The organism is Xanthomonas sp. CFBP 7698 (assembly GCF_003600855.1).
Taxonomy (GTDB): domain Bacteria; phylum Pseudomonadota; class Gammaproteobacteria; order Xanthomonadales; family Xanthomonadaceae; genus Xanthomonas; species Xanthomonas cannabis.
Map to the genome: position 1 here is coordinate 356,108 of NZ_PRDN01000001.1, position 23,349 is coordinate 379,456.

Genomic DNA, 23,349 nt, shown 5'->3' on the forward strand with positions numbered 1-23,349 from the left:
AGGGCTGAATCAACGGCGGGCAGTCTTCAGTTGGGTGTAGTGCCGCAATGCCGTCTGCATAGACAGCAGCAAGGTGCAGCGCCTGCCTTATTGCAGCAACCAGTCGGCCAGCAGGAACCCGCCGCTCATTGCCACTACCAGCAGCGCACCGGTCAGGCGTGGCGGTGCCGGCAACGGCAGATCGAGCAGACGACAGCCAACGCCAATCGCCAGTGCAAGCAGCACCCCGAGCAATGCCAGGCTCATGCGTCGCCCTGCCCTGCACTGCGGCCGCTGGGTCCGCCGCAATGCGTCAGATGACGTGCGGCACGCCGGCCCAGGAACCGGTCGGCCACTGCATAGCCGCATGTCATCGCCAGCACCAGCAGCGCGCCGACAAAGGCCGTTGGTGCAGGCGATGGAATACCGGCGGCACGGCAGCCGACACCGATGGCCACGCCCAGCACGACACCGCCGATGAACTTCCAGTTCACGGCCATCAGATATCCGAATGCGCATGCGGCGGCACTGCCGCACCGCCGCCGCCGCCGACGAAGTGGCGCACCACCGGCGCGCGTTCGCCCTGATGCAGGGCACGGATCTGTTCCTGCAGCTGGCGGTCATCGCCGGTGACGCGCTCGTGCTGTCGCAGGTGTTCCAGCCACGAGGCGACGATGAAGTACTCGAGTTGCACTCCAGGCGTCGCCGCATCCTCGGCAATGCCCCAGACCACCGCGCCATCGCGGCGTCGCGCGTTGCCCAGCTGCGTCATCAGCTGCAGGAACGTGAGGCGCGCATCGGCGGCGATGCGGTATTCCACCGTTACCAGCACCGGGCCGCGATCGTGTTCCACCGCGTCCGATTGCGCCGGTGCGGGCCAGTGCCCGCCGGGTGCGAGGTCCAGCTGTTCGGTGCCGGCAATGCGCGCCCGCTTGACCAGCAGCGCGGCGATGACCGCACCGGCGGCGGCGATCTGCAGGGCAACCGCGATCGAGGTGCGCTGCGCCAGCGCGCCCCATAGCAGCGAGCCGGCCGCCATGCCTGCCGAAAACACCACGATGTACAACGAGAGTGCGCGCGCGCGCACCCAGGCAGGCACTGCGGTCTGCGCGGCGATCTGCAACGACGACAACACGGTGATCCAGGCCAGGCCGTTGACCACCATCACCACGCATAACACGCCGATCTGACGCGACAGCGACAGCCCCAGCAATGAGGCCGCGCACACCACGGTGGCGACCAACACCAGCAGGTCGCGGTCGTAGCGCGCGCGCAGGCGCGGCAGCAGCAGCGCACCGCTGATCGCGCCAATGCCGATGCAGCCCAGCAGGATGCCGTAACTGCCGGCGCCCAGCTGCATGTCGCGGCGGACCACCAGCGGCAGCAAGGCCGTCAATGCGCTGGCAAACAGGAAGAACCCGGCGGCCTTGATCAGCACCGCCTGCAGGCGTCCTGCGCGTGCGGCGTAGCGCAGGCCCGCACGCAGGCCCGCGCCGAAACTCTCCGGCGGCAACGCCGAAGCATCTGCCTCGCGGCGCCAGCGCCACAGCACCAGCAACATCAGGCCGAAGGTCACCCCGTTGAGCAGAAACGCCCACGGCGGCCCGAACTGCGCCACGATCAGCCCACCGATCGCCGGGCCGATCGAACGCGCGATGTTCATGCCGATCGAATTGAGCGCCACCGCCGAAGCCAGCATCGGGCGCGGCACCAGTTCCGACACGATCGCCGCTTGCGCCGGCATGGCCATCGCCGCACCGATGCCCATCGCAAAGGTCAGTGCCACCAGCACCCGGGGAGTCAGCAGGTGCAGATGCGCGAGCACGGCCAGCGCACCGGCCACCAGCAGCATCCAGCCCTGGGTGAGCATCAGATAACGGCGGCGGTCGACGATGTCGGCCAGGGTGCCGGCGGCCAGGGCAAACAGCACCACCGGCAAGGTGGTGGCCGATTGCACCGCGGCCACCATCAGCGGTGAGCCGGTCTGCTCGGCCATGACCCAGGATGCGGCGACATCGTTGATCCAGGTGCCGATGTTGCTGCCCAGAATCGCCAGCCACAGCGCGCGGAAGATCGGCGCACGCAGCGGCGCCCAGGCACCGCCATCGGCAGGTGCGGCAGAAAAAGTCATTGCAGCAAGGCTCCAGGTGACGAAGCAGGACGAATGGCGCAGCGCGGCCACACGCAGCTGTCTGCGCGTGGCCGCGCGGCCGGTGTCAGAACGCGAAGCATGAGCAACCCAATGCGCCCCAGAAACCGCGCAGGTCGTCGCTGGGCGCTGCATGCTGGGCCGCATGTTGGTATGGCCCGTGCGCCTGGCAGCCGTGGCCATGCACGTGCGCGGCGCCGGCCAGTGCACTGGCTCCGCCGCCCACGTGGTAGCCACCAAACCGGTTGACCGGTGACCAGTCCGGCATCGCAGGCGGCAAGCGCGGTGCCAGCGCCGCGAAGTCGCCATCGCCATGCACCACCTGCCCGCCCAAGACGGTGAGCACACTGGTGATGTCGGCAATGGCGGCGTCGTCGACACGAAAATAGTCGTCCGACAACACGATGAAGTCCGCCAGCTGCCCGGCCACCAGGGTGCCCTTGGTGGACTCGTCGCCGGAGAACCAGGCACTGCCCTGGGTCCACAGGCGCAGCGCCTGCTCGCGATCGAGCAAGTTTTCCTCGCCGTACAGCGCCAGCCCGCCGACGGTGCGCCCGGTCACCAGCCACGACAGCGCCACCCACGGGTTGTAGCTGGCCACCCGCGTGGCATCGGTGCCGGCGCCCACCGGGACCCCGGCAGCCAGCATGCGCCGCACCGGTGGCGTGTGCCGCGCCGCCTGCACGCCATAGCGCTCCACAAACGCCTCGCCCTGGTAGGCCATGCGGTGTTGCACGGCGATGCCGCCATTCAGCGCGCGGATGCGGTCGATGTTGCGCGGCGTGATGGTCTCGGCGTGATCGATGAACCAGTGCAGGCCATCGAACGGGATGTCGGCATCGACCTTCTCGTACACATCGAGAATGCGCTCGATGCTTTCGTCGTAGGTGGCGTGGATCCGGAACGGCCAGCGTTTCTCGACCAGCAGCCGCACCACCTGCTCCAGCTCGGGCTCCAGCTCCGGCGGCAGCTCCGGCCGTGGCTCGCTGAACAATTCGAAGTCCGCCGCAGAGAACACCAGCATTTCGCCGGCACCGTTGTGACGCAGCAGGTCATCGCCCTTGCGCACCGGTAGCAGCTCGGTCCAGCCACGGAAGTCCTGCACCTCCTTGCCCTTGTTCTGGGTGAACAGGTTGTAGGCGATGCGCACGCTCAGCTGGCCGGCCGCATGCAGTTGTTCGATGACCTGGTAGTCCTCCGGATAATTCTGGAAGCCGCCGCCGGCATCGATCACCGAGGTGATGCCCAGGCGATTGAGTTCGCGCATGAAATGGCGGGTGGAATTGGCTTGGTATTCCACCGGCAGGCGCGGGCCCTTGGCGAGGCTTGCGTACAGGATCAGTGCATTGGGCTTGGCCAGCAGCAGACCGGTGGGATTGCCGAGCTTGTCGCGTTCGATGCGCCCGCCGGGCGGGTCCTGCGTGTTCTTGTCATAACCGCAGGCACGCAAGGCCGCACGATTGAGCAAGGCGCGATCGTACAGATGCAGCAGGAACACCGGTGTATCCGGCGCGATCGCATTGATCTCCTCCAGCGTGGGCAGGCGCTTTTCGACGAACTGGTGCGAGGTGAAACCGCCGACCACGCGCACCCACTGCGGCGCCGGAGTGCGATCGACCTGCGCCTTGAGCATGGCCAGTGCATCGGCCAGCGAACGCACGCCATCCCAACGCAACTCCAGGTTGTAGTTGAGCCCGCCGCGGATCAGATGGGTATGGCTGTCGTTGAGGCCGGGCAGCAGGCGCCGTCCCTGTGCATCGATGATGCGGGCACCTTCAGCCATGGCCATGATCTGCGCATCGTCGCCAACCGCGACGATGCGCCCAGCGCTGACGGCAAGTGCGGTGGCACTGGGCCGACGCGGATCGAGCGTAGTGATGCGCGCATTGCGAACGACGAGATCGGCCATGGCAGGCGTCCTTGAAGCGGAGGAAGCGCCGGGCAGCACGCCCAGCGCAAGACCGGCCGCGGCGCCCTGCATCAGCAGGCGCCGCCCGGCATCGTGATCGCCCGGCACGCGGCTCATGCGGAACCCTGCCGGCGCAGCCCATCCAGCGACCACGGACCAGCGCCGGCGGCGACCAGCGCCAGCAACACCAGCAGCCACATCGACGGATATTCCATGCCGCCATGCATCCAGAACCAGCCTTTCGGCATCGCCACCAGCACGGTGGTGGCGATGAACAGCGCCGCCAGCGCGGCACTCGCACGGGTCCAGAACCCGAGCAGCACCGCCAGCCCGGACAGCGTCTGCACCAACGCCAGCACCAACGGCAACGGGGTGGTGGACGGAAGCCCGAACTGCTGCAGCTCTGCTGCAAAACCGCCCAGCCCGGGTCCACCAAACCACCCGAGCAATTTGCCCAGCCCGTGCGGCAGCAGGAAGCCGCCGCCGGCAATGCGCAGCATCAACAATGCCGCGGCAGCACCGGCCTCACTGCGTGGCGTAGGTGCGTTCAATGCCCGCCTTCCTGGGCGCCGAACATGCTCTTGGCGTACTGGATGCCGATGCCGTAGCCACCGGCGTGTGCGCGTGCGATGCCGGTGGTGAGCCCGTAGGTGTCGCCACGCGCCCAATCGCGCTGCAATTCCAGCAGGTACTGCACGCTGGTGATCGGCGCGGCGCCGGCCTGCACCATGCGGGTGACGGCGCGTTCGTGCGCTTCGTCGCTGACATCGCCGCAGGCGTCGGTGATGACGTAGACCTCGAAGCCCTGCTCGATGGCCGACAGGGCCGGGCCGACGATGCACACGCTGGTCCAAAGCCCGGCAATCACCAGGCGCTGCTTGCCGATGGCATTGACGCGGTCGATCACCCCCTGGTCTTCCCAGGCATTCATGCTGGTGCGATCGAACACCGGCTCACCCGGAAAGATGTCCGGCAACTCCGGAAACAGCGGGCCGGAGAACGACTTTTCCGCCACGGTGGTCAGGATTACCGGCACCTTGAAGCCCTTGGCGCCCTTGGCAATCAACGACACGTTGTTGCGCAGTGCCGAGATGTCGATGGTGTGGGTGGCAAAGGCCATCTGCGATTGATGGTCGATCAGGATCAAGGTGTGATCGCCGGGCGACAGCAGGGCGTTACCGGGGACGGCGGTGGCAGTGGTCATGCGTGTTGTTCCTGTGAGGTGGAAAAGGAATGACCGGTGTGCCGATGCGCACGCGGTGCGGGTATTGCCAGACAGCGATCGACCGCAACCTGCGCGGCAAAGCGCGCCGGCGTGCAGCCGGTGGCGTTGCGGAAGCTGCGCACGAAATGGCTTTGATCGAAGAAGCACAGATCGGTGGCGATCTGGCTGATGGTGTGGCGGCCTTCGCGCAACATGGCCTGCGCACATTCGAGCCGACGACGGCGCAGGTATTCCATCGGGCTGGCACCGATGGCGTCGCGGAACACCCGTGCGAAATGGAAACGGCTCATGCAGGCAGCGCCGGCCAGTTGCGCCACGCCGATCGGCTCGTATAGGTGCGTCTCGATGTAATGCAGCGCTCTTGCCACCGCACGTGTGCGTGGTGCATGCGGCGACAGCGTGGCAGCGGCATGCAGATCGGGGCGACCTGTGGCAATCAGACGTGCCATGCGGCGTCTCCGGCGGGGAATGCCGCCATGGTGCGGCGAGCCCCCGTATCGCCCCACCCCTGATGGTGAGGCCGATCGCTCACTCTTTCGGGGGAGCGGCATGCCGCCCTAACAACGCAGCGGCATGTTGGTCATCACAGCACCGCGCGGTGCGCGCTGGCAGCCACGCGCCGCTACGCAGCCTCTGCCCAAGTTGCGGTGTGAGGCTCCCCTGCAGACAGTGGCGCAGGTGAGCACGGGCGGCAGAGCGAACGCCACTGCAACAGCCGCACGATGCAAGGCAAAGGATCCTCTGCAGACCAGCGTTCGCACGCACCGGACTGCGAGCGCGCCAGCGCGCAGTGCGTGATGCATGCGTGCTGCGTGCAGGCAGGCGTGACTGCGCGTCATTCCATGCGTAGCCGATTTGGCGCCTGACGTCCCTCCCCCGAAAGAGGTGGTGGTGCTTCCCCCCGATCTCGCCCGACAATGCCGCGATGCCGCATGCCCCCGTCATCCGATCACGCCTGCTGTTTCGCCTGTGCGCAGTGGTGCTCGTCGTCGTGTGCAGTGGCTTGCCGTTGTGCGCGCTCGCCGCACGTGGCGACATCGTCGCGACGCGTGCCGGGCTGCTGCAGTTCCACCACACCGCCTGGAGCACCGAGCGCGGTGCGCCGGCCGACATCTGGGACATCCAGCAGGTCGACGCCGGCCCGTTGTGGCTGGCCACCGGCTTCGGCCTTTTCCAGTTCGATGGAGAGCGCTTCACGCGGCAGGCGCCGCCGGATGGCGAGGCCTATGCATCGCACAACATGACCGCGCTGTCGCTGGCGCCGGACGACACCGCGTGGATCGGCTATTTCAACGCCGGCATCGACCGCCTTGCAGACGGTCACCTCACCCACTTCGCCCCGGGCAAGGACGTGCCCGACGGCATGGTGTTCCGGATCGAGCACGATGGCAGCGGGCGCATGTGGGCCGCCATCGATGGCGGTCTGTGCTGGTTCGATGGCCAACGCTGGCAGCGCGCCGGTGCCGATTGGGGATACACGGCCGCGCGCGCCCATTGGCTGCTGCGCGACGTGCGCGGCGTGCTCTGGGTCAGCGACGGTACCCAGATTCTGTCGTTGCGCCCCGGTGCGCGACGCTTCGAACCCAGCGGCCAGCCGGTGGGCCTGTACGTCACCATGGCCGAGAGCCCGGACGGCGTGATCTGGGTCGCCGACCCTTACCGCGGCGTCTTCGCGTTGACCGATTCCAAGGGCCAGGTCCTGCCGGCGAGTGCGCGCGCCCAGCCGCAATTTCCCGGCGTCTTCGCACGGCGCATTCGTTTCATGCGCGATGGCGCGCTGTGGGGCAGCGACTATGCCGCGCACGGCGTGTTCCGCATCGCCCTGCCTGCAGCACCGGCACCGGTGCTGGAACGCTTCGGACCGGTGCAAGGGCTGACGTCTGCGACCGCCGGGCCCCTGCTCGAAGATCGCGAAGGCAACCTGTGGGCCGGCACCAATCTGGGCCTGAATCGCTTTCGACACCGCGCATTGCTGCCGCTGGCCGCGTTGCTGCCGGGCCAGCCGATGGCGGTGGCCACCTTTGCGACCGCGCCGGGCGCCTCGCCCGGCCCGCTGCTGGCCAGCCTGCGCGACGACCGCGTGCTCGCGTTGAGCCGCGAGCGCATCGGGCGCCTGCAGCACGGCGCGCCTGCGGCCAGCACCCTGGCAGTGCCCGCAAGCGCCAGCGGCTGGGTGCTCGGCGAACACGCCCTGCTGCGTCTGCAGGCCGGCCATGCGCAGGCGGTGGCGTTGCCGCTCGGCGCGACGCCCGGCGCCATTCGCGCCTTCATGGTGGACAGCCACGACCAGCCATGGGTCTGCCCGGATGCCGGTGGCCCCCATGTCTTCGATGGCAAGGCGTGGGTGCCCGTTGCCACGCTGCAGGACACGCCCTGCTCGGTGCTGACCACGACCCGGGACGGCGGCCTGTGGGTGGGCACCGTCAAGGGCGAAGTGCGCGTGCTGCAGGGGCAACAACTCAAACGCTACGCCGCAGCCGATGGCCTGTCGGTGGGGCCGATCACCGCCATCTGGCACGGGCCCACGCTCACCCTGGTCGCCGGCGAGACCGGGCTGGCCGTGCTCGGCGCCGATGGCCGCTTCCATCAGGTAGCCGACCAGAGCGCGCCGCTGCTGCAGGGCATCACCGGCATCGTGCAGGACCGGCACGGCATGCTGTGGTTGAACGGCAACCGTGGCGTGGTGCAGGTAGCGCAACGGGCATTGCTGAGCAGCGTGCGCGCTGGCGTGGTCGGCCCGATGCGGCTGTACGACATCATGGATGGGTTGCCCGGCATCGCCCAGCAGGCCACGCCGGTGCCTACCGCCGTCGCCGCCGATGACGGCCTGCTGTGGTTCACCACCAACCAGGGCCTGGCCTGGCTCGACCCGGACCAGACCTACCGCAATCCCACCGCGCCGGATGTCTTCATCACCGAGATCGTCGCCAACGACCGGCCCTACCCGCGCGACGACGGCCTGCGCCTGCCCAAGTGGACCGACCGCCTGCGCATCGGCTATGACGCGGTCAGCCTCACCCGCCCCGAGCGGGTGCGCTTCCGCTACCGGCTGGAGGGCGTGGACGCACGCTGGCAGGACGCCGGCAATCGCAACGAGGCGTTCTATACGAATCTGGCGCCAGGCCGTTACCGCTTCCGCATCGCCGCCGCCAACAACGATGGCGTCTGGAACGCGCGCGGCGACACGCTCGATTTCGTCATCGAGGCGGCCTTCGTGCAGACCTGGCAGTTCAAGGTCTGCGCCGCACTGGCACTGCTGCTGACCCTTGCCCTGCTGTGGCGCATGCGCACCCGCCAGGTGGCCGGACGGCTGCGGGCTCGACTGGAAGAGCGGTACCGCGAACGCGAGCGTATTGCCCGCGAGCTGCACGACACCTTGTTGCAGGGCACGCAAGGATTGATCCTGCGGCTGCATGCCGCCAGCCGCTCGCTGCCCTGGAACGACCCACGCCGGCTGGAACTGGAACAAGCGGTGGATCTGGCCGAGAACGCCCTGATCGAGGGCCGCGACCGCGTCAACGGCCTGCGCGACAGCTACTCGCTGCGCGAAGACCTGGCCGCCGCGCTGCAGCGCTCGCGCAACGCCAGCATGCCCCCGCCCGCGGCCGAGTTGCAGGTCTTGGTGGACGGCCGAGCGGTGGCGCTGCGTCCGCTGGTGGCCGACGAACTGTTCCAGCTGGGCCGCGAGGCACTGGCCAACGCCGACCGGCATGCCGCGGCCACGCGCATCGCGCTGGAACTGCGTTACGGTTCACGTGACTTCACGCTGCGCATCCGCGACGATGGCTGCGGCCTGGACCCGGACGTGCTGCATGGTCAGGCGCGCACCGGGCACTGGGGGCTGACCGGCATGCAGGAACGCGCGCAGCGCATCGGCGCCAAGATGCAATTGTGGTCGCGTCCGGGCAGCGGCACCGAGATCCAGATCGTGCTACCCGCCCGTACCGCTTACGCACGGCCGCCGCGCTGGTGGTGGCCCTTTGGACACGCACGCTCCATGGAGAGCTTCAATGGCTGAGACGGTCAAACCAACCAACGTGCTGGTGGTGGACGATCATCCGTTGCTGCGCGACGGCCTGAGCGCCATGCTTGCCGCCGAATGCGACATGCGCGTGGTGGGCGAGGCCGAAGACGGCGAGCAGGCGGTGGCCTGCTACACCCGCCTGCGCCCGGACGTGGTGTTGATGGACCTGCAGATGCCGCGCGTGGATGGCGTGGAAGCCATCCAGCGCATCCGCCGCGTCGACCCGTCCGCCAAGGTCATCGTGCTGACCACCTACACCGGCGATGTGCGTGCGGTGCGCGCCCTGCAGGCCGGCGCCTGCGGCTACCTGCTCAAGAGCGCGTTGCGGCGCGAACTGGTCGACACCATCCGCGACGTGCGCCGTGGCCAGCGCCGGCATGTGCCGGCGTCGGTGGCCGAAAACATCGCCGCCCACGTGCTCGACGACGCACTGTCCGCCCGTGAGACCGAGGTGCTCAACCTGGTCGCCACCGGCTGCTCCAACAAGCAGATCGGCAATGCGCTGACCATCGCCGAAGAGACCGTCAAGGCGCACATGAAGAACATCCTCGCCAAGCTGGGCGTGCGTGATCGCACCCATGCGGTCACCGTCGCGCTGCGCCGCGGAATCCTGTCGCTGGAAACCTGAGCGACACCGGTGCCCGGCCCGCATCGATCGAACAGCGAGGATCGAACTTCACCCACGACGTTTTGCCTGCAGCCATGCCGATCTGCAGCGCGGCAGCGAGACTGGCGAAAGTACTGACCTGGACTGGCCCGGCAAGCGCGCGCCCCGGGCTGCAGTCGCCCCCAGTCCACCCCGCCAACTTTGCAACACGGTCGAGCATTCTTGAACGCAAGGCCCACGCCACGATCGGTGCACCCTGTCAAATGGATCGGCTTGAGCTATCGTATGCACCGCCAGCGGCATGGGGGCCGCTTCAGCATCATGGGTGACAGCCGATAACGGCTACGTCCGACCGCCGCACGACGCCGCGGCGGCCATCGTTTCAATCATTTAAACGCGTTCAGGGGAATTGCGATGCTTCGTCACTCTTTGCGGGTGCGCCTGCTGTTGCCGGTGCTGGCCTTGGTGCTGGTCGTGGTGGTGGCACTGACGGTCATTCTGGCCATTACCGAAGCGAACCGGGTCAAGTTCGAAGCCGGCGACTCGATCGAGCGCCAGTCGGTGTCCTTGCAGACCTTGTTCGCGGTCACCCGCTCGATGATGCTCGACCGTGTCAATTCCTCCATGCGCCAACTGCGCAAGGAAGCCAATGCGCAGGGCGCACCGAGCGTGGGCAACGAGATCCGCGTCGCCGATCGCAATGCCAACGACCTGTTGCTGGGCCAGCGCCCGCAGGCCAACGTCTTCACCATGCTGGACGACGTCACCGCCATCCACGAAGGCACCGCCACGCTGTTCTCGCGCACCGGCGACGACTTCGTGCGTATCTCCACCAACGTCAAGAAGGACGACGGCAGCCGCGCCATCGGCACCGTGCTCGACCCCAATGGCCAGGCCGCCGCCAAGCTGCGCAATGGCGAAAGCTTCTACGGCGTGGTCGACATCCTCGGCAACCCGTACGTCACCGGCTACGAGCCGATCTTCGCCGGCAGCGACAAGCGCGTCATCGGCGCCTGGTACGTCGGCTACAAGGCCGACACGCAGGCCCTGGAAAACGTGGTCAGCAGCCGCCGCGTGCTCGACTCCGGCTTCATCGCCGTATTCGACAGCAAGAACAAGCTGCGCTTCCAGTCCACCACCGGCGCCACCACCGACACCGCCACCATCGAGCGCATCGTCAAGGACAGCCCGGACGACTGGGTCGTGACCAAGCAGGAAGTGCCCGATTGGGGCTTCACCCTGGTGTCGGCGTATCCCAAGAGCGACGTCAATGGCGTGATCGTGCGTCAGTCGCTGTGGATTGCCGGCATCGGCCTGCTGGTGTGCGCGCTGTTGCTCGGCCTGCAATGGGCGCTGATCTGGAGCCGCGTGTTGCGCCCTATCCAGCATCTGACCACCGTGGCCGAAGAACTGAGCCTGGGCAAGTGGAACCACACCATCGACGAGGTCAACCTCAAGGATGAAATTGGTACCCTGGCGCGCGCCATTTCCCGCCTGTCCAACAGTGTCCGGCTGGCCATGGAGCGCCTCAGCAAACGCTGAGCCGCTTCACCTGACCCGTACCAAATGATGCAAGGAAGACGCCATGTCCACTGAATTCCGTCCGCTGATCGATGTCCTGCGCGAGCTCAGGGCGTTGGCATTGAAGAAGGCGTCCGGCTTTCTGTTTGTCGTCACCGAAGAAAATCATTCCTGCATCGTTCGCATCAATGCCGGGCAGATCGAAGAAGTGGTCTTCCGCATGCTGCGCAATGACGAGGCCGTGCAACGCCTCACCATGGTCGGTGCGGCGAAGGCCCGCTTTCAGGTCGACCCCGGCGCCGGCATGGGCAAGCCGTCGCTGCTGAGCGAAGATTCCCGCCAGTGGTTGATGGGCGGGTTCGAGCAGGACCTGGGCGGTGCGCCGGCACCAGCCCGTGCACCGGTCGCGCCCGCAGCGGCGCCGGTTACGCCGGCACCGATCGCAGCGCAGGCCCCTGCCCCGTCGGCCATTGCACCCTCGGCCACTGACGGCGCGGGCGCACCGGACGACCAGGTACGCGATGCGCTGGAAAAGGTCGCATTGAATTATCTCGGCCCGATCGCCGGCATGCTCTGCGACGAAGCCTGGGAAGCCTCCAGCGATATCGAACAGGTCCTCAGCCAGCTCGGCGCCAACCTGGCTACGCCGCAAGAAGCACAAAAGTTCATGGCCGATGCCCGCGTGGCACTGGCCAAGGTGCGCTGAGGCAAGCGCCGTCGCGTCCGGCAATCTGGTCCGGGCATCGCTCACGGTGGCTGCGCCAGCAGCGACAAAGCCCGCGGCAGCACTTGATCAGCGGGACGCTTCAGCCACCGATGCAGCCAGATCGGTCTCCACAGCCCAGAATATAGACGAGCGCCCAGCGCTCGTTTTTTTTGCGCGTCCGTCAGCCTGCGGGCGGACATCGGCACGCGCTGCCGCGTTGCAGCCGCACCGCCCGACCAGCTGCTCGGCGCGTTGCTCGCCGCTGTCAACGCCCCATGCACAGCAGTGGGATGCGGCACGGAAAACACCAACATCACTTGCGTTCGCAAAATGGTACGGTACAGTACCTCACCAAATGCACAGTCAGGCTCATGGCAATCCCGCACTCCGACGCCCCGATCCACCGCACGACCAAGGGTGCCCAGCGCATCCACGACCTCATCGTGGTGGCGTCCGAGCGCTTTCTGGAGCTGGGCTTCGACGCCGTTTCGGTGGACGACCTCATCGCCACGGTTGGTGGCTCGCGACGCAATGTCTATGCGCATTTCGGCGGCAAGGAAGGGCTGTTCAAGGCGGCGATGCTGCACGTGGCCGCAGAGATGGCCAAGCCGCTCGATGCACTGGTCATCGAAGGGCGCCATCCTGCAGACGCATTGCCCGCACTCGGCCATAGCCTCGTGCGCACCGCGCTGTCGCCGCACACACTGGCCGTGCATCGCATCCTGACCAACGAGGGCAAACGCTTTCCCGATATCGCGCAGGCGATGTTGAATGCCAGCTACCTCAAGATTCAGGACAAGGTGGCCAAGTGGATCGCCACCCAGCAAGGCGATGCCCCCGGCCAGTTCACCGATCGCCTGTCCGCTCATGTGCTGGCGGAGCAGTTCATGAGCATGACCGCCAGCCACGTCAAGTTGCTGGCAATCGTCGGCCTGATCAGCCCGCCACTGCACACGTCGGAAATCGACAGCATCGTCGGCAACGCGGTCTGTACCTTGCTGCAGGGCGCAACGGTCGGCCAGCGCACCGTCAAGGCACAGAGCGGATAACCCGCAACACCTCGCACCCACCACGCGGCGATGCGGTAAGACCCACTGCCGTGCATTGCATCTGGCGTTTTCGCCTGGTCGGTCGATCTGGCGTGCCTGACCGTGCCTGCCGCTCATCTCACCGGGCGTTGCCGACGCAACACCTGTCCCACCGCCACGATAGCTGCCGCACGCAGCGTCGCCTCGTTCAACTCCATCGGAGCACCTCATGAAAGCTGTCCGTCTCCATCGATTCAATGACCGTCCCGCCACGGAAGACATCGCCGTGCCCGACATCGCGTCGGATCAGGTGCTGCTGCGCGTACACGCCGCTGCACTCAACCCGCTCGACGCGCTGGTGGTTTCCGGCGCTGCCCGGCACTTTTTCGATATTTCCCTGCCCATCACCCTGGGCACCGACTTCGTCGGCGTGATCGAACGCGTCGGTGCTGCAGTGACGCAGTGGCAACCGGGCGACCGTGTACTGGTCTGGACCGATGCCGGCAGCAGCGGCGCGGTTGCCGAATTCGCCGCCGTCGCGGCCACCGCCTGCGTCGCGCTGCCGCCCGGCCTGTCGGCGGCCGAAGGCGCTGCGATTCCCACCGCCGGCATCACCGCATGGCATGCGCTGTTCTCCGCCGCGCGCCTCAAGGCAGGCGAAACCGTATTGATCCATGCCGCTGCCGGTGGCGTGGGCAATTTTGCGGTGCAGTTCGCGCGCAAGGCCGGCGCCCGCGTCATCGCAACAGCCTCCGGTGATGGCCTGGACCTGGTCCGTCACCTGGGCGCCGATGAAGTCATCGACTACACCGCAGAGGACTTCACCGCCATCGCGTCCAACGTGGACGTCGTGCTGGACCTGGTCGGCGGCGACACCCAGACACAGTCGTACGCGGTGCTGCGTGCGGGTGGACGCCTGGTCTCCACGGCCATGCCACCGGACGAGGCAACCGCCAATGCACACGGCGTGCTGGCCAGCATGTTCTATGCAAAACCCTACGCAGACCGTCTGGATCAGCTGGTGGCATCCATCGTCGCGCAAGGTGTGCGCGTGGTCATCGACAGCACTGCGTCCATCGACGCCTTCGACCAGGCCTGGGCGCGCCTGACCTCGCGCAAGGCACGCGGCAAGATCGTTGTCTCGCTCGTCTGACGCGCCCTGACTACCGGATCACCATATGACCAACGCACCCTCTCTTGGCGGCAGCTTCGCTGCGTTGCGATAGCGAACCGCATTGCCGGGTGATGGCTCACTGCGGTCACGTTTCGCCATCAATCCCATGACGCCCTCCCTCCGCGACACCTTGCTGCGGCTGTTGTCCCTGCTGGACACACCCGCCGACATCCCGGTGCTGGCTCCGATGCTCGAGCGCGAATTGCTCTATCGTCTCCTGCAAGGCCCGCAAGGCCGCCTGCTACGGCAGATCGCCCAGCCCGAAGGTGCACTCGGCAGTATCCGGCGCGCGGTGGCCTGGATCAGGGACAATTTCGATGCACGGCTGCGCATTGATGCACTGTGCGCGGCAAGCGGCATGAGCCGGGCGAGTCTGCATCGCCACTTTCTGTCGCTGACCGGCCTGAGCCCGATCCAGTATCAGAAACACCTCCGACTGCAGGAAGCGCGCCAGCTTCTGCTCGCTGGCGAGCAATCGCGCGTCCGACGTCGCCTTCGCCGTCGGCTATGAGAGCGCCTCCCAATTCAGCCGCGAATATCTCCGCCAGTTCGGCGCGCCTCCCGCACGCGATGTCCGCGCGGTACGCCAGGCGATCGGCTCCTACACCCGGCCCCATTCCGCACCGTGAGTGCCTGCCGCGGCGAAAGCTGAGGCTTGGACCTGCCGGAACCCGCCGCGCGACGTAGCCTGATTGCAGTCAGATCGTTACGCATCAATCCCTGCCCGGAACGCTATACTGAAAGCCGAAAGCCCGCATAAAGCGGGCTTTCAGTGTGCTGGGGCTAGCGAACACTGGTCAGGGCCAGACGGCCCCTCACTCCCACTCTGTCATCAACGTGCCTCATAAGTCCCTATGATTTAAGGGATTTTCTGTGATCGACATACCGTCGCCGTCTACCGTCAAAATCGCGCGTTTAAGGTTGGCGCGGGTTATGGAGGGATTTGCGCGGCGTCGACATTTCCGGGCTTATTGTCGATCAGGATGCATCTTAGCGCGCTCCAATACGACGGGGAATGACCAAATGCGAAGAGGCTACAGTTCGCCCAGGAAGTCTCCGACCACGGCTACGCAATGATCGAAGCTGGGCGTGTACTCCAGAGTGGCGATGGCCTCAAACGCGGCGCGCAAGCTGGCATGCGGCGCTCGGATCTGGGACAGGAATGCCTCCCGATGGCGTAGAAGGAATGGCGTCGCTGCCAGAAGCTGCCGAGGCTCGCGCTCGATCACGAGCGCAAAGTCGAAAAGATCCCGCGCCGTGACCCGATCACCGCGGTGGTACATCTTCTTGGCAATGATTTCAGCGGCAGTCTCTACTTTGACTGCGCGACCGCCGATATCCCATGTGTCCCAGGCATCGTCCAGCAAATTGGGAGCAGCGACGAAATCGACCTCGCCCTCCTCGAACTGCAGTTTGACGAAGGTACCTAATTGCTCGGCGTAGTCCTGCGTCAAATCCGCGGCTGTGTCGCTCAATCGCGGCGACACAAAACCGAGGTACTGCGGGTCAGGCACGAAGATGTCGATGTCTTTGCTCAGCCGATGACGGTAACGAAACATCAGTACGGTTCCGCCACCCAGCGTCCAGAACGGATCCGTGATGCCACCGTATCGGCAGATTTCGCCGATCAGCGCCAGCGCCCGTGGGAACAGCTTCTCCCACGGGCCGCTGGGCAATGCTTCGGAATTCATACCCACAGCGTCCGGCGATGCAAAGACAAGGATCCAGCCAACTTCGCCACATTGCGCCAGATTTGCTTTGCCGGCTGGTGTGTATGCGAGGCAGCCTCCTCCACGGCCATCACGACGACAGGCACGGGGGCCTCATCCAGCAAATGCGTCAGGTGCGGAGCAAATGAAGCAGGCACTTCCCCACTCGCCAGGGCTTGCTCCAGCGTCTCGGGCGCCAGTTCTTGCGCATAGCTGACACTGGCCGTCTTGGCGGCCATCCAGAGCCCGCGCTTCTTGCGCCGCGCCTGCGTATCCAGCTTCGGACTGTCCAGACCCAGCACCGCCATGACCTGTCCCACCCGGTTGACGCCCAGATCGCTCAGGGTGCCTTTCTCCAGGCCGACCAGCGTCTGACGAGACAGGCCGCTGAGGTGAGCCAACTGCGCTTGGGACAAGCCCAGTTCAGAGCGCCGGACCCGCACGGAATGGCCGATATCGATAAGGTTCATGGCAGATAGCAAGCAACTAAAATGTCTTATATTTTTGACATCTTACCTCTACCTGCCCTGACCTGCAAGAACTGGATCTGCCGGCCCGGATCTACTTCCCGTTCTGCCATGGCTCTCACCAGCCGAAATGCCTGGCAACTAGCGCTAATATCTTGGCAGGGCGTAACAGGGCGTAATGCATGTTACGGCGGGGCACCACAGGGGATTCCATGGACGAGACACAACCGCAAGGTTCGGCCGCCGCTGCCGAACTGAAGATTGACGCAACCCTGATCGCCAAATTGAACCTGGCGGACTTTCAGAATGCGGTCCCATTGGTCCGGGATCTATGGTTGATCAACGAGACCGACCAGACGCATGAGCAGGTCGAGCTGGTCCTGACTTCCGATCCACCGTTCTTGAAGCCGCGTCGGTGGCGGATCGACACGCTGGCAGCGGGCTCGCGCTATCCGATCCGCGACCTGGATGTGAATCTGGACGGCGGATTGCTGGCTCGGCTGACCGAAGCCGAAACGGCCGCGGTCTCACTGGCACTGCGCAAAGTGGACGAAGATGCCTCCGCCCCTGCCCTCGCGCAACGCGATATCCACCTGGAGTTGCTCCCCCGCAATCAATGGGGAGGTATCTCGCATCTGCCCGACCTGGTCGCCGCCTTCGTCCAGCCCAACGATCCGGCCGTGGATCGACTGCTCAAGCGAACCGCCGAGGTGCTGCGCCAGAACGATCGCAATCCTGCGCTGGACGGATATGCCGGCGGTGCCAAGCGCGCCTGGGAACTGGCCTCGGCCATCTGGGGCGCCACGGCCGGCATGCAGTTGGACTATGCCTTGCCGCCCGCCAGCTTCGAGCAGTCGGGCCAGAAGGTGCGCAGTCCCAGCCAGATCGAAAGCTCGGGACTGGGAACGTGTTTTGACCTAGCTTTGCTGTTCTGCGCCGCACTTGAGCAGGCAGGATTGAACCCCCTGCTTGTCTTCACAGAGGGTCACGCCTTTGCCGGCGTCTGGCTGCAACCCGAAGAATTCTCCACCACGGTCGTCGACGACGTGACCGCCTTGCGCAAGCGCCTCAGGCTCAAGGAACTGGTGCTGTTCGAGACCACCCTGACCACGCAGCGCTCTACCGCCGCCTTCAGCTATGCAACCGAACGCGGCGCCCAGCAGGTGGAAGAATCCCGGGATGCGGAATTCCGATTGGCCGTAGACATCCGCCGGGCCCGGCTGCAGCGCATCAAACCATTGGCCAGCGCGGAAGCGCTCACTGCTGGTGCAACAGATACCGAAGCGTCATCGGCCACACCCGCCGTTCCCACGATCGAAGACGCGCCTGACCTTCCGGACAGCGCGCCGGCCAATGCGGAAGATGCCAGCCAACTCGATCCCAAGGACCGCCTGCTTCGCTGGCAACGCAAGCTGCTGGACCTTTCACTACGCAACAATCTGCTCAACTTCAAGGGCGGCAAGAAGTCGCTCAAACTGGAAGCACCGGACCCCGCGGCGTTGGAAGACCTCCTGGCCAGCGGCCAGTCTCTGAAGCTGCGCCCGCGTCCGGACCTGATGGACGGCGCCGATCCTCGTGATCAGGCCATCTACGAAGCCCGCGAACGCGAGAACGTACGCCGCGCGCACGCGCTGGAAGCCCTGCAGAAACGTGAGGTTTTTGTCGGCATTCCCGAAACCGAGCTCGATTCACGTCTGACCGAGTTGTTCCGGGGCGCCCGCACGACTTTGCAGGAAGGCGGTGCCAATACGCTGTATCTCGCTCTGGGCTTCCTATCCTGGACACGCGAAGACCGCGACGGCCAGCGCTACCGCGCTCCGTTGATCCTGGTGCCGGTCAGTCTGCAGCGCAAGAGCGCCCGCTCGGGCTTCACGCTCTGCCTGCATGACGACGAGCCCCGCTTCAATCCGACCTTGATCGAGATGTTGCGCCAGGACTTCGACCTGAGCCTAGGCGCCCTCGAAGGTGCACTGCCGCAAGACGAGACCGGCCTGGATGTCGCTGCGGTCTGGAAAATCGTCGGCCACGCCGTCAAGGACATCAAGGGCTGGGAAGTCACCGAGGACGTGGTGCTGTCCATGTTCTCGTTCGCCAAGTACCTGATGTGGAAAGACTTGGCCGAGCACAGCGAACAGTTGCGCGAAAACCCGGTCGTGCGCCACCTGCTGGACACCCCGCGCGATGCCTATCCACCGGGCGCTCCGTTCCCGCAGGTGCGTGAACTGGACCAGCGCTTCGATCCCAAACAAGTATTCTGCCCCCTGCCGGCAGACTCCTCGCAGTTGTCAGCCGTGCTGGCCGCGTCGCAGGGCAAGGATTTTGTCCTGATCGGCCCACCCGGCACCGGCAAGAGCCAGACCATCGCCAACCTGATCGCTCAATCCCTGGCGCAAGGCCGGCGCGTGCTCTTCGTGTCCGAGAAGATTGCGGCCCTAGACGTCGTCTACCGCCGCCTGCGCGAAATCGGCCTCGGCGAGTTCTGCCTGGAGCTGCACTCGAGCAAGGCCCGCAAACTTGACGTACTGGCCCAATTGCAGTCCGCCTGGTCCAGCAGCGGCCAAGCCGACGCCGAGCAGTGGCGGGCAGAAGCCGACAAACTCAAACGTCTGCGCGATGCGCTGAACATCTATGTGGAACGCCTTCACCAGCGTCGCCGCAACGGCTTGAGCCTGTTCGATGCCATCGGCACCGTCAGCGCGGGACACGACGTCCCGATACTCGCCCTGGGCTGGCCCTCGGCCGATCAGCACGATCATGCGGGCATCGAACAGTTGCGCAACGCCGTGGACCGGCTGGAAGTCAATGCGCAAGCCATTGGCCATGCCGCGCTGGCGCAGCACCCCTTGGCACTGGTTGGCCAGGGAGACTGGTCGCCCACTTGGCAGCAACAACTGATCGCCACTGCGCGTGATGTGCTCCCCGCCGCCCAGGCGACGATCGAATCCGCCCAGGCGTTCGTCCAGGCCATCGACCTGCCCTCGCCCACGTTGACGCCCGAAACCTGCGAAGCGCTGCTGCTCCTCGCCCAACGCCTGCCTCTGGCGGCGGGACACGATTGGCGCTTTGTCCTGCGGCCCGACGCACGCAGCCTGAGCCAACGCTTGCTGGAAGGCGCGGCATTGGTGCGCCGCCATGCGGAACTGAACATGCAGTTGTCCACGCCGTGGCCAACCTCTGTCATGACCGCCTGCGTCGACGGGCTGGCCCTGCTCACCGAACATCGGCAGACTCATGGCGAGCTTAGCGAGCCCTGGCCGGTACGCATCACCGTCCAGCTCAACCAGGCACTAGGCCTGCTGGCCCAGCTCAGCGAGCATCATGCTGCCCTGTCGGCTCCCTACGGCGAGACGATCGAACAGCTTGACGTCGCCCAGTTGCAGCAAATGTGGGAACAGGCCGAGCAGACGTTCTGGCCAAAGTCGTGGCTGGGTAAACGCAAGGTCACAGCTCAACTGTCCAGTGCCACTACAGGCGGCTCGCAGCCAGACGTCGCTAACGATCTGCAGCATTGGAATGCCATCCGCGTCTTGCGCCAGCAGATACAGGCCATCGCTCCAGGCGCGGAATGTGCGGACGTCTGGACGGGACTGGACACAGAACAGGACAAGGTGCGCACGGCCCTACGCTGGCAAACCGCCCTGGCTGCCGTACGCGAAAGCCAAGCCTGGGAAGACGACGGCTTCGACGTCATCGCCAATGGCCAATGCGGAGCCACCCTGCAAGCCGATCTGCAACGGGCTCGGCGACTGCGCCAACTCGACCAGGACATTGCTGCACAGGCATCGCTGGAAACAACGACCGACGACCTATGGGCAGGCCATGCCACGCAAATCGACCGCCTGCGAGTCGCACTCGACTTCCTGAGCGACTGGCGCAACCATGCTCAGCAAGGTGCATTGGACACCCATATCTTGGTTGAAGAAGGCGCTTGCGGCCCCAAGCTGGCACGCGACCACCAGACGCTTCGCCAGCGAGCCGATACAGAACAGGCGCTGATCGCCCTGGACGACTTGCGAGAGTCCACCGCGGGCTTGTGGAAAGGTCTCGCCACCAATCTGGATGACCTCGAACAGGCCTGCCAACTGCGGGAGGATCTGGCTGCCGTGCTGGCCCGCCTGGCCACCACGCCCGAACAGATCTCTGCCTGCAAGGCACCGCTGCATGCGCTATTGGGCGATGCCAACGCACTGCTGGAGCCAGGTGGCCGCATCGCGCTGGCCGGCGCGCGATACGTGGAGAAATGGGAACAGTTGCTACCCCGACGCGAAGCACTAGCGACAACCGGACATTTTGCCGAGGCCGCCCAGACGCAGTGGCAGTCTTTGTCACTCGACGGGCTGATCAAGCAAAGTCAGTCCATTGTGCGCGCCGAACACGGTCTGCGCAGTTGGTGCGCATGGCGCCAGGCGCGCGACGAGGCGCTGGCACTCGGGCTGACCACGCTGGTCCAGGGCATCGAGCAAGGCCAGGTCGGCCCGGACCAAGCACGCCGAACTTTCGAGACCAACTACGCGCGCTGGTGGCTCAACGCCGTGGTCGATCATGAGCCGGTCATTCGCGGTTTCGTCAGCGCCGAGCACGAACAGCGCATCCGCGATTTCCGCGAGCTCGATGAGCGCTTCACCTCCCTGACCCGGAACTGGCTGCGTGCCCGCCTGTGCGCCGACCTGCCCTCGCAGGACAACGTCAGCCGCAACTCCGAATGGGGGCTGCTGCGGCACGAGATGGGGAAGAAGCGCGCGCACCTACCCTTGCGCGAACTGATGGCCCAAATTCCGGAGGCGCTGACCAAGCTCACGCCCTGCCTGCTGATGAGCCCGCTGTCCATCGCCCAGTACCTCCAGGCCGGGGCCAACGCATTCGACCTGGTGATCTTCGACGAAGCCTCGCAGATCCCGGTCTGGGATGCGATCGGTGCCATCGCCCGCGGCCGCCAGGTCGTCATGGTCGGCGACCCCAAACAGTTGCCGCCGACCTCCTTCTTCGACCGCGCCGAATCCGGGCTGGACGACGAAGACGTCGAGGCCGACCTGGAAAGCATCCTCGACGAGTGCATCGGCGCCAATCTGCCGACACGGAATCTGAACTGGCACTACCGTTCCCGACATGAAAGCCTGATCGCCTTCTCCAACCATGCCTACTACGACGGCGGTCTGGTCACCTTTCCTTCCCCCGTCACCAATGATCGCGCGGTCAGCTTGCAATTGGTGTCGGGTGCCTATCAGAAGGGAGGCACGCGGACCAACCCCGCAGAGGCCAGGGCGCTGGTCGCCGATGTCGTGGCGCGGCTGACGACCCCCGGCTTCCGAGAAAGCGGGCTGACGATCGGCGTGGTCACCTTCAATGCCGAGCAGCAGAAGCTGATCGAGGACCTGCTCGACGACGCACGACGCAAGGACCCACGTCTGGAGCCCTACTTCGCCGAGGACGAGTTGGAACCGCTGTTCGTCAAGAACGTGGAGAGCGTGCAGGGCGACGAGCGCGATCTCATCTATTTCTCCATCACCTACGGCCCGGACCCCGCAGGCCAACTGGCCATGAACTTCGGCCCGCTCAACCGCCAAGGCGGCGAGCGTCGGCTCAACGTGGCCATTACCCGCGCACGTCACGAACTGCGCGTGTTCGCCAGCTTTCGGGCCGAGCAGATGGACCTGGCGCGCACCCAGGCCATCGGCGTGCGCGACCTCAAGCACTTCCTGGAATTCGCCGAACGCGGTGCCCGTGCGCTAGCGGAAGCCAACCGCGGCAGCCTGGGCGGCTTCGAGAGTCCCTTTGAACAGGCCGTGGCCACCGCCCTGGCCCGGCACGGCTGGCAAGTCCAGCCGCAAATCGGGGCCTCCTCGTTCCGCGTCGACCTCGGCATCGTCGATCCCGACGCACCCGGACGTTATCTGGCCGGTGTGGAATGCGATGGCGCCACCTACCATCGCAGTGCCACTGCGCGCGACCGCGACAAGCTGCGCGAGCAAGTCCTGCGCGGCCTGGGATGGGACATTGTTCGCGTCTGGTCCACCGACTGGTGGATCGATCCGGCCGGCACGCTCGACAGGCTGGATGCCCGGCTGCAAGCCTTGCTCACAGCCCAGCGCGAGCGGCGCGCCGAACAGGCCGAGCGCGAAGCCGAGGCCGAGCACCTGGTGCAAGCGGCCATCGCGCAGGCCATGGCATCGGTGACGAAGCCAGACGGGGAAACGGCGACCCCAGCCCAGGACGCGGCCCCGATCGCACCGGAAGTCTCGGCGACAGCTCCATCACAGCAAGTCGAGGAAGTCTTTGCTCGCCAGGTCTCCGCAGTAGCAGCCCATGCCGATGCCGAAGAAACAACGCCACCGGAAACCTCGCTCTATCGGGTCACAGATCCCACCGAAGCTGTCGCCGGGGCCAATCCCGATAGATTCTTTGACGGTGAGTACAACGACATCCTGTCGGCCATGATCGCGCACGTCGTCGATCACGAGGGGCCCGTGCTCGACGCGCTGCTGGCCCGTCGCATCGCCCGTGCCCACGGCTGGCTGCGCACGGGCGGACGGATCCGCGAGCGCGTGTTCCGACTTGCTCGGGCCCGCTATCGGACGACGGATGAAGAGGTCGGCACGTTCTACTGGCCCGAGCACCGTGATCCTGCAACGGAGCCGCCTTTCCGGGCGCCTGCCGACGAGGACAGCTTGCGGGCAGCCGACGAGATCAGCTTGCAGGAACTGGCTTCGCTGGCCCGTGCCATGATCGCACGCGGCGCTCAAGGCGAATCGATCTACACCGCGATGGCGCGCGAACTGGGACTGCAGAAGTTAGGCGCCGCGAGCCGGGCGCGTTTGGCGCTGGCCTTGCAATCCATATCGCCCAGCCCGTGA

General features: G+C 65.9%; 17 protein-coding genes. 8 read left to right on the forward strand and 9 right to left on the reverse strand.

The genetic code is table 11. The features are described 5' to 3' along the window. Positions 1-87: 87 nt before the first annotated feature. From XnspCFBP7698_RS01525 to XnspCFBP7698_RS01555, 7 genes are all read right to left on the reverse strand, one after another. Positions 88-246, reverse strand: coding sequence for a XapX domain-containing protein (locus XnspCFBP7698_RS01525; protein WP_039409705.1), 159 nt, complete (start codon positions 244-246; stop codon positions 88-90). Then, positions 243-473, reverse strand: a complete 231-nt coding sequence (locus tag XnspCFBP7698_RS01530) for a DUF1427 family protein (protein ID WP_104579751.1) — start codon at positions 471-473, stop codon at positions 243-245. The genes XnspCFBP7698_RS01525 and XnspCFBP7698_RS01530 overlap by 4 nt, the downstream gene beginning before the upstream one ends. Before the next feature lie 5 nt (positions 474-478). Continuing rightward, the gene (locus XnspCFBP7698_RS01535; RefSeq protein ID WP_104579664.1) at positions 479-2,110 is read right to left on the reverse strand and encodes an MFS transporter; all 1,632 of its coding nucleotides are present in this window, start codon (positions 2,108-2,110) and stop codon (positions 479-481) included. Between the two features lie 85 nt (positions 2,111-2,195). Then, the gene (locus XnspCFBP7698_RS01540; RefSeq protein WP_199680081.1) at positions 2,196-4,037 is read right to left on the reverse strand and encodes an amidohydrolase; all 1,842 of its coding nucleotides are present in this window, start codon (positions 4,035-4,037) and stop codon (positions 2,196-2,198) included. A gap of 113 nt (positions 4,038-4,150) precedes the next feature. After that, on the reverse strand, positions 4,151-4,537 hold the full coding sequence (locus XnspCFBP7698_RS01545; RefSeq protein WP_081422427.1) for a DoxX family protein: 387 nt from the start codon (positions 4,535-4,537) through the stop codon (positions 4,151-4,153). Positions 4,538-4,584: 47 nt separating this feature from the next. Next, a complete protein-coding gene (locus tag XnspCFBP7698_RS01550) occupies positions 4,585-5,241 on the reverse strand; it encodes a hydrolase (RefSeq protein WP_104579666.1) in 657 nt (218 codons plus the stop codon). Continuing rightward, positions 5,238-5,711, reverse strand: coding sequence for a helix-turn-helix transcriptional regulator (locus XnspCFBP7698_RS01555; RefSeq protein ID WP_104579667.1), 474 nt, complete (start codon positions 5,709-5,711; stop codon positions 5,238-5,240). The genes XnspCFBP7698_RS01550 and XnspCFBP7698_RS01555 overlap by 4 nt, the downstream gene beginning before the upstream one ends. 476 nt (positions 5,712-6,187) lie before the next feature. Between XnspCFBP7698_RS01555 and XnspCFBP7698_RS01560 the strand changes: the two genes are divergently transcribed. The 7 genes from XnspCFBP7698_RS01560 to XnspCFBP7698_RS01590 all read left to right on the forward strand — a co-directional run bounded on the left by XnspCFBP7698_RS01560 (position 6,188) and on the right by XnspCFBP7698_RS01590 (position 14,833). After that, a complete protein-coding gene (locus tag XnspCFBP7698_RS01560; RefSeq protein ID WP_104579668.1) occupies positions 6,188-9,280 on the forward strand; it encodes a sensor histidine kinase in 3,093 nt (1,030 codons plus the stop codon). Further along, complete coding sequence (locus XnspCFBP7698_RS01565; protein ID WP_104579669.1) at positions 9,273-9,914, forward strand: response regulator transcription factor; 642 nt, start codon at positions 9,273-9,275, stop codon at positions 9,912-9,914. Before XnspCFBP7698_RS01560 ends, XnspCFBP7698_RS01565 begins: the two co-directional genes overlap by 8 nt. A 393-nt stretch (positions 9,915-10,307) precedes the next feature. After that, a complete protein-coding gene (locus XnspCFBP7698_RS01570; RefSeq protein WP_047694931.1) occupies positions 10,308-11,435 on the forward strand; it encodes a Cache 3/Cache 2 fusion domain-containing protein in 1,128 nt (375 codons plus the stop codon). Between the two features lie 43 nt (positions 11,436-11,478). Next, positions 11,479-12,120 (forward strand): hypothetical protein, encoded by a 642-nt coding sequence (locus XnspCFBP7698_RS01575; RefSeq protein WP_104579670.1) that lies wholly within the window; start codon positions 11,479-11,481, stop codon positions 12,118-12,120. Positions 12,121-12,491: 371 nt separating this feature from the next. After that, positions 12,492-13,169 (forward strand): TetR/AcrR family transcriptional regulator, encoded by a 678-nt coding sequence (locus tag XnspCFBP7698_RS01580; RefSeq protein ID WP_104579671.1) that lies wholly within the window; start codon positions 12,492-12,494, stop codon positions 13,167-13,169. 208 nt (positions 13,170-13,377) lie between these two features. Continuing rightward, on the forward strand, positions 13,378-14,301 hold the full coding sequence (locus tag XnspCFBP7698_RS01585; protein WP_104579672.1) for an NADP-dependent oxidoreductase: 924 nt from the start codon (positions 13,378-13,380) through the stop codon (positions 14,299-14,301). Positions 14,302-14,383: 82 nt separating this feature from the next. Then, positions 14,384-14,833, forward strand: a complete 450-nt coding sequence (locus XnspCFBP7698_RS01590) for an AraC family transcriptional regulator (protein ID WP_199859844.1) — start codon at positions 14,384-14,386, stop codon at positions 14,831-14,833. Positions 14,834-15,356: 523 nt separating this feature from the next. Here XnspCFBP7698_RS01590 and XnspCFBP7698_RS01595 read toward each other — a convergent pair. Next, positions 15,357-16,013, reverse strand: coding sequence for a nucleotidyl transferase AbiEii/AbiGii toxin family protein (locus XnspCFBP7698_RS01595; protein ID WP_104579673.1), 657 nt, complete (start codon positions 16,011-16,013; stop codon positions 15,357-15,359). Further along, a complete protein-coding gene (locus XnspCFBP7698_RS01600; protein ID WP_104579674.1) occupies positions 16,010-16,501 on the reverse strand; it encodes a helix-turn-helix domain-containing protein in 492 nt (163 codons plus the stop codon). The genes XnspCFBP7698_RS01595 and XnspCFBP7698_RS01600 overlap by 4 nt, the downstream gene beginning before the upstream one ends. A gap of 209 nt (positions 16,502-16,710) precedes the next feature. Between XnspCFBP7698_RS01600 and XnspCFBP7698_RS01605 the strand changes: the two genes are divergently transcribed. Next, positions 16,711-23,349: a DUF3320 domain-containing protein gene (locus XnspCFBP7698_RS01605; RefSeq protein ID WP_104579675.1), complete on the forward strand. Its 6,639-nt coding sequence runs from the start codon at positions 16,711-16,713 to the stop codon at positions 23,347-23,349.

Bases quoted from the DNA above. Each gene is read 5' to 3' on its own strand.
- XnspCFBP7698_RS01525 (WP_039409705.1), bottom strand. From the start codon at position 246: ATGAGCCTGGCATTGCTCGGGGTGCTGCTTGCACTGGCGATTGGCGTT.
- XnspCFBP7698_RS01550 (WP_104579666.1), bottom strand. From the start codon at position 5,241: ATGACCACTGCCACCGCCGTCCCCGGTAACGCCCTGCTGTCGCCCGGC.
- XnspCFBP7698_RS01605 (WP_104579675.1), top strand. From the start codon at position 16,711: ATGGACGAGACACAACCGCAAGGTTCGGCCGCCGCTGCCGAACTGAAG.
- XnspCFBP7698_RS01555 (WP_104579667.1), bottom strand. From the start codon at position 5,711: ATGGCACGTCTGATTGCCACAGGTCGCCCCGATCTGCATGCCGCTGCC.
- XnspCFBP7698_RS01540 (WP_199680081.1), bottom strand. From the start codon at position 4,037: ATGGCCGATCTCGTCGTTCGCAATGCGCGCATCACTACGCTCGATCCG.
- XnspCFBP7698_RS01570 (WP_047694931.1), top strand. From the start codon at position 10,308: ATGCTTCGTCACTCTTTGCGGGTGCGCCTGCTGTTGCCGGTGCTGGCC.
- XnspCFBP7698_RS01565 (WP_104579669.1), top strand. From the start codon at position 9,273: ATGGCTGAGACGGTCAAACCAACCAACGTGCTGGTGGTGGACGATCAT.
- XnspCFBP7698_RS01535 (WP_104579664.1), bottom strand. From the start codon at position 2,110: ATGACTTTTTCTGCCGCACCTGCCGATGGCGGTGCCTGGGCGCCGCTG.
- XnspCFBP7698_RS01595 (WP_104579673.1), bottom strand. From the start codon at position 16,013: ATGAATTCCGAAGCATTGCCCAGCGGCCCGTGGGAGAAGCTGTTCCCA.
- XnspCFBP7698_RS01580 (WP_104579671.1), top strand. From the start codon at position 12,492: ATGGCAATCCCGCACTCCGACGCCCCGATCCACCGCACGACCAAGGGT.
- XnspCFBP7698_RS01560 (WP_104579668.1), top strand. From the start codon at position 6,188: ATGCCGCATGCCCCCGTCATCCGATCACGCCTGCTGTTTCGCCTGTGC.
- XnspCFBP7698_RS01545 (WP_081422427.1), bottom strand. From the start codon at position 4,537: ATGCTGCGCATTGCCGGCGGCGGCTTCCTGCTGCCGCACGGGCTGGGC.
- XnspCFBP7698_RS01575 (WP_104579670.1), top strand. From the start codon at position 11,479: ATGTCCACTGAATTCCGTCCGCTGATCGATGTCCTGCGCGAGCTCAGG.
- XnspCFBP7698_RS01585 (WP_104579672.1), top strand. From the start codon at position 13,378: ATGAAAGCTGTCCGTCTCCATCGATTCAATGACCGTCCCGCCACGGAA.
- XnspCFBP7698_RS01600 (WP_104579674.1), bottom strand. From the start codon at position 16,501: ATGAACCTTATCGATATCGGCCATTCCGTGCGGGTCCGGCGCTCTGAA.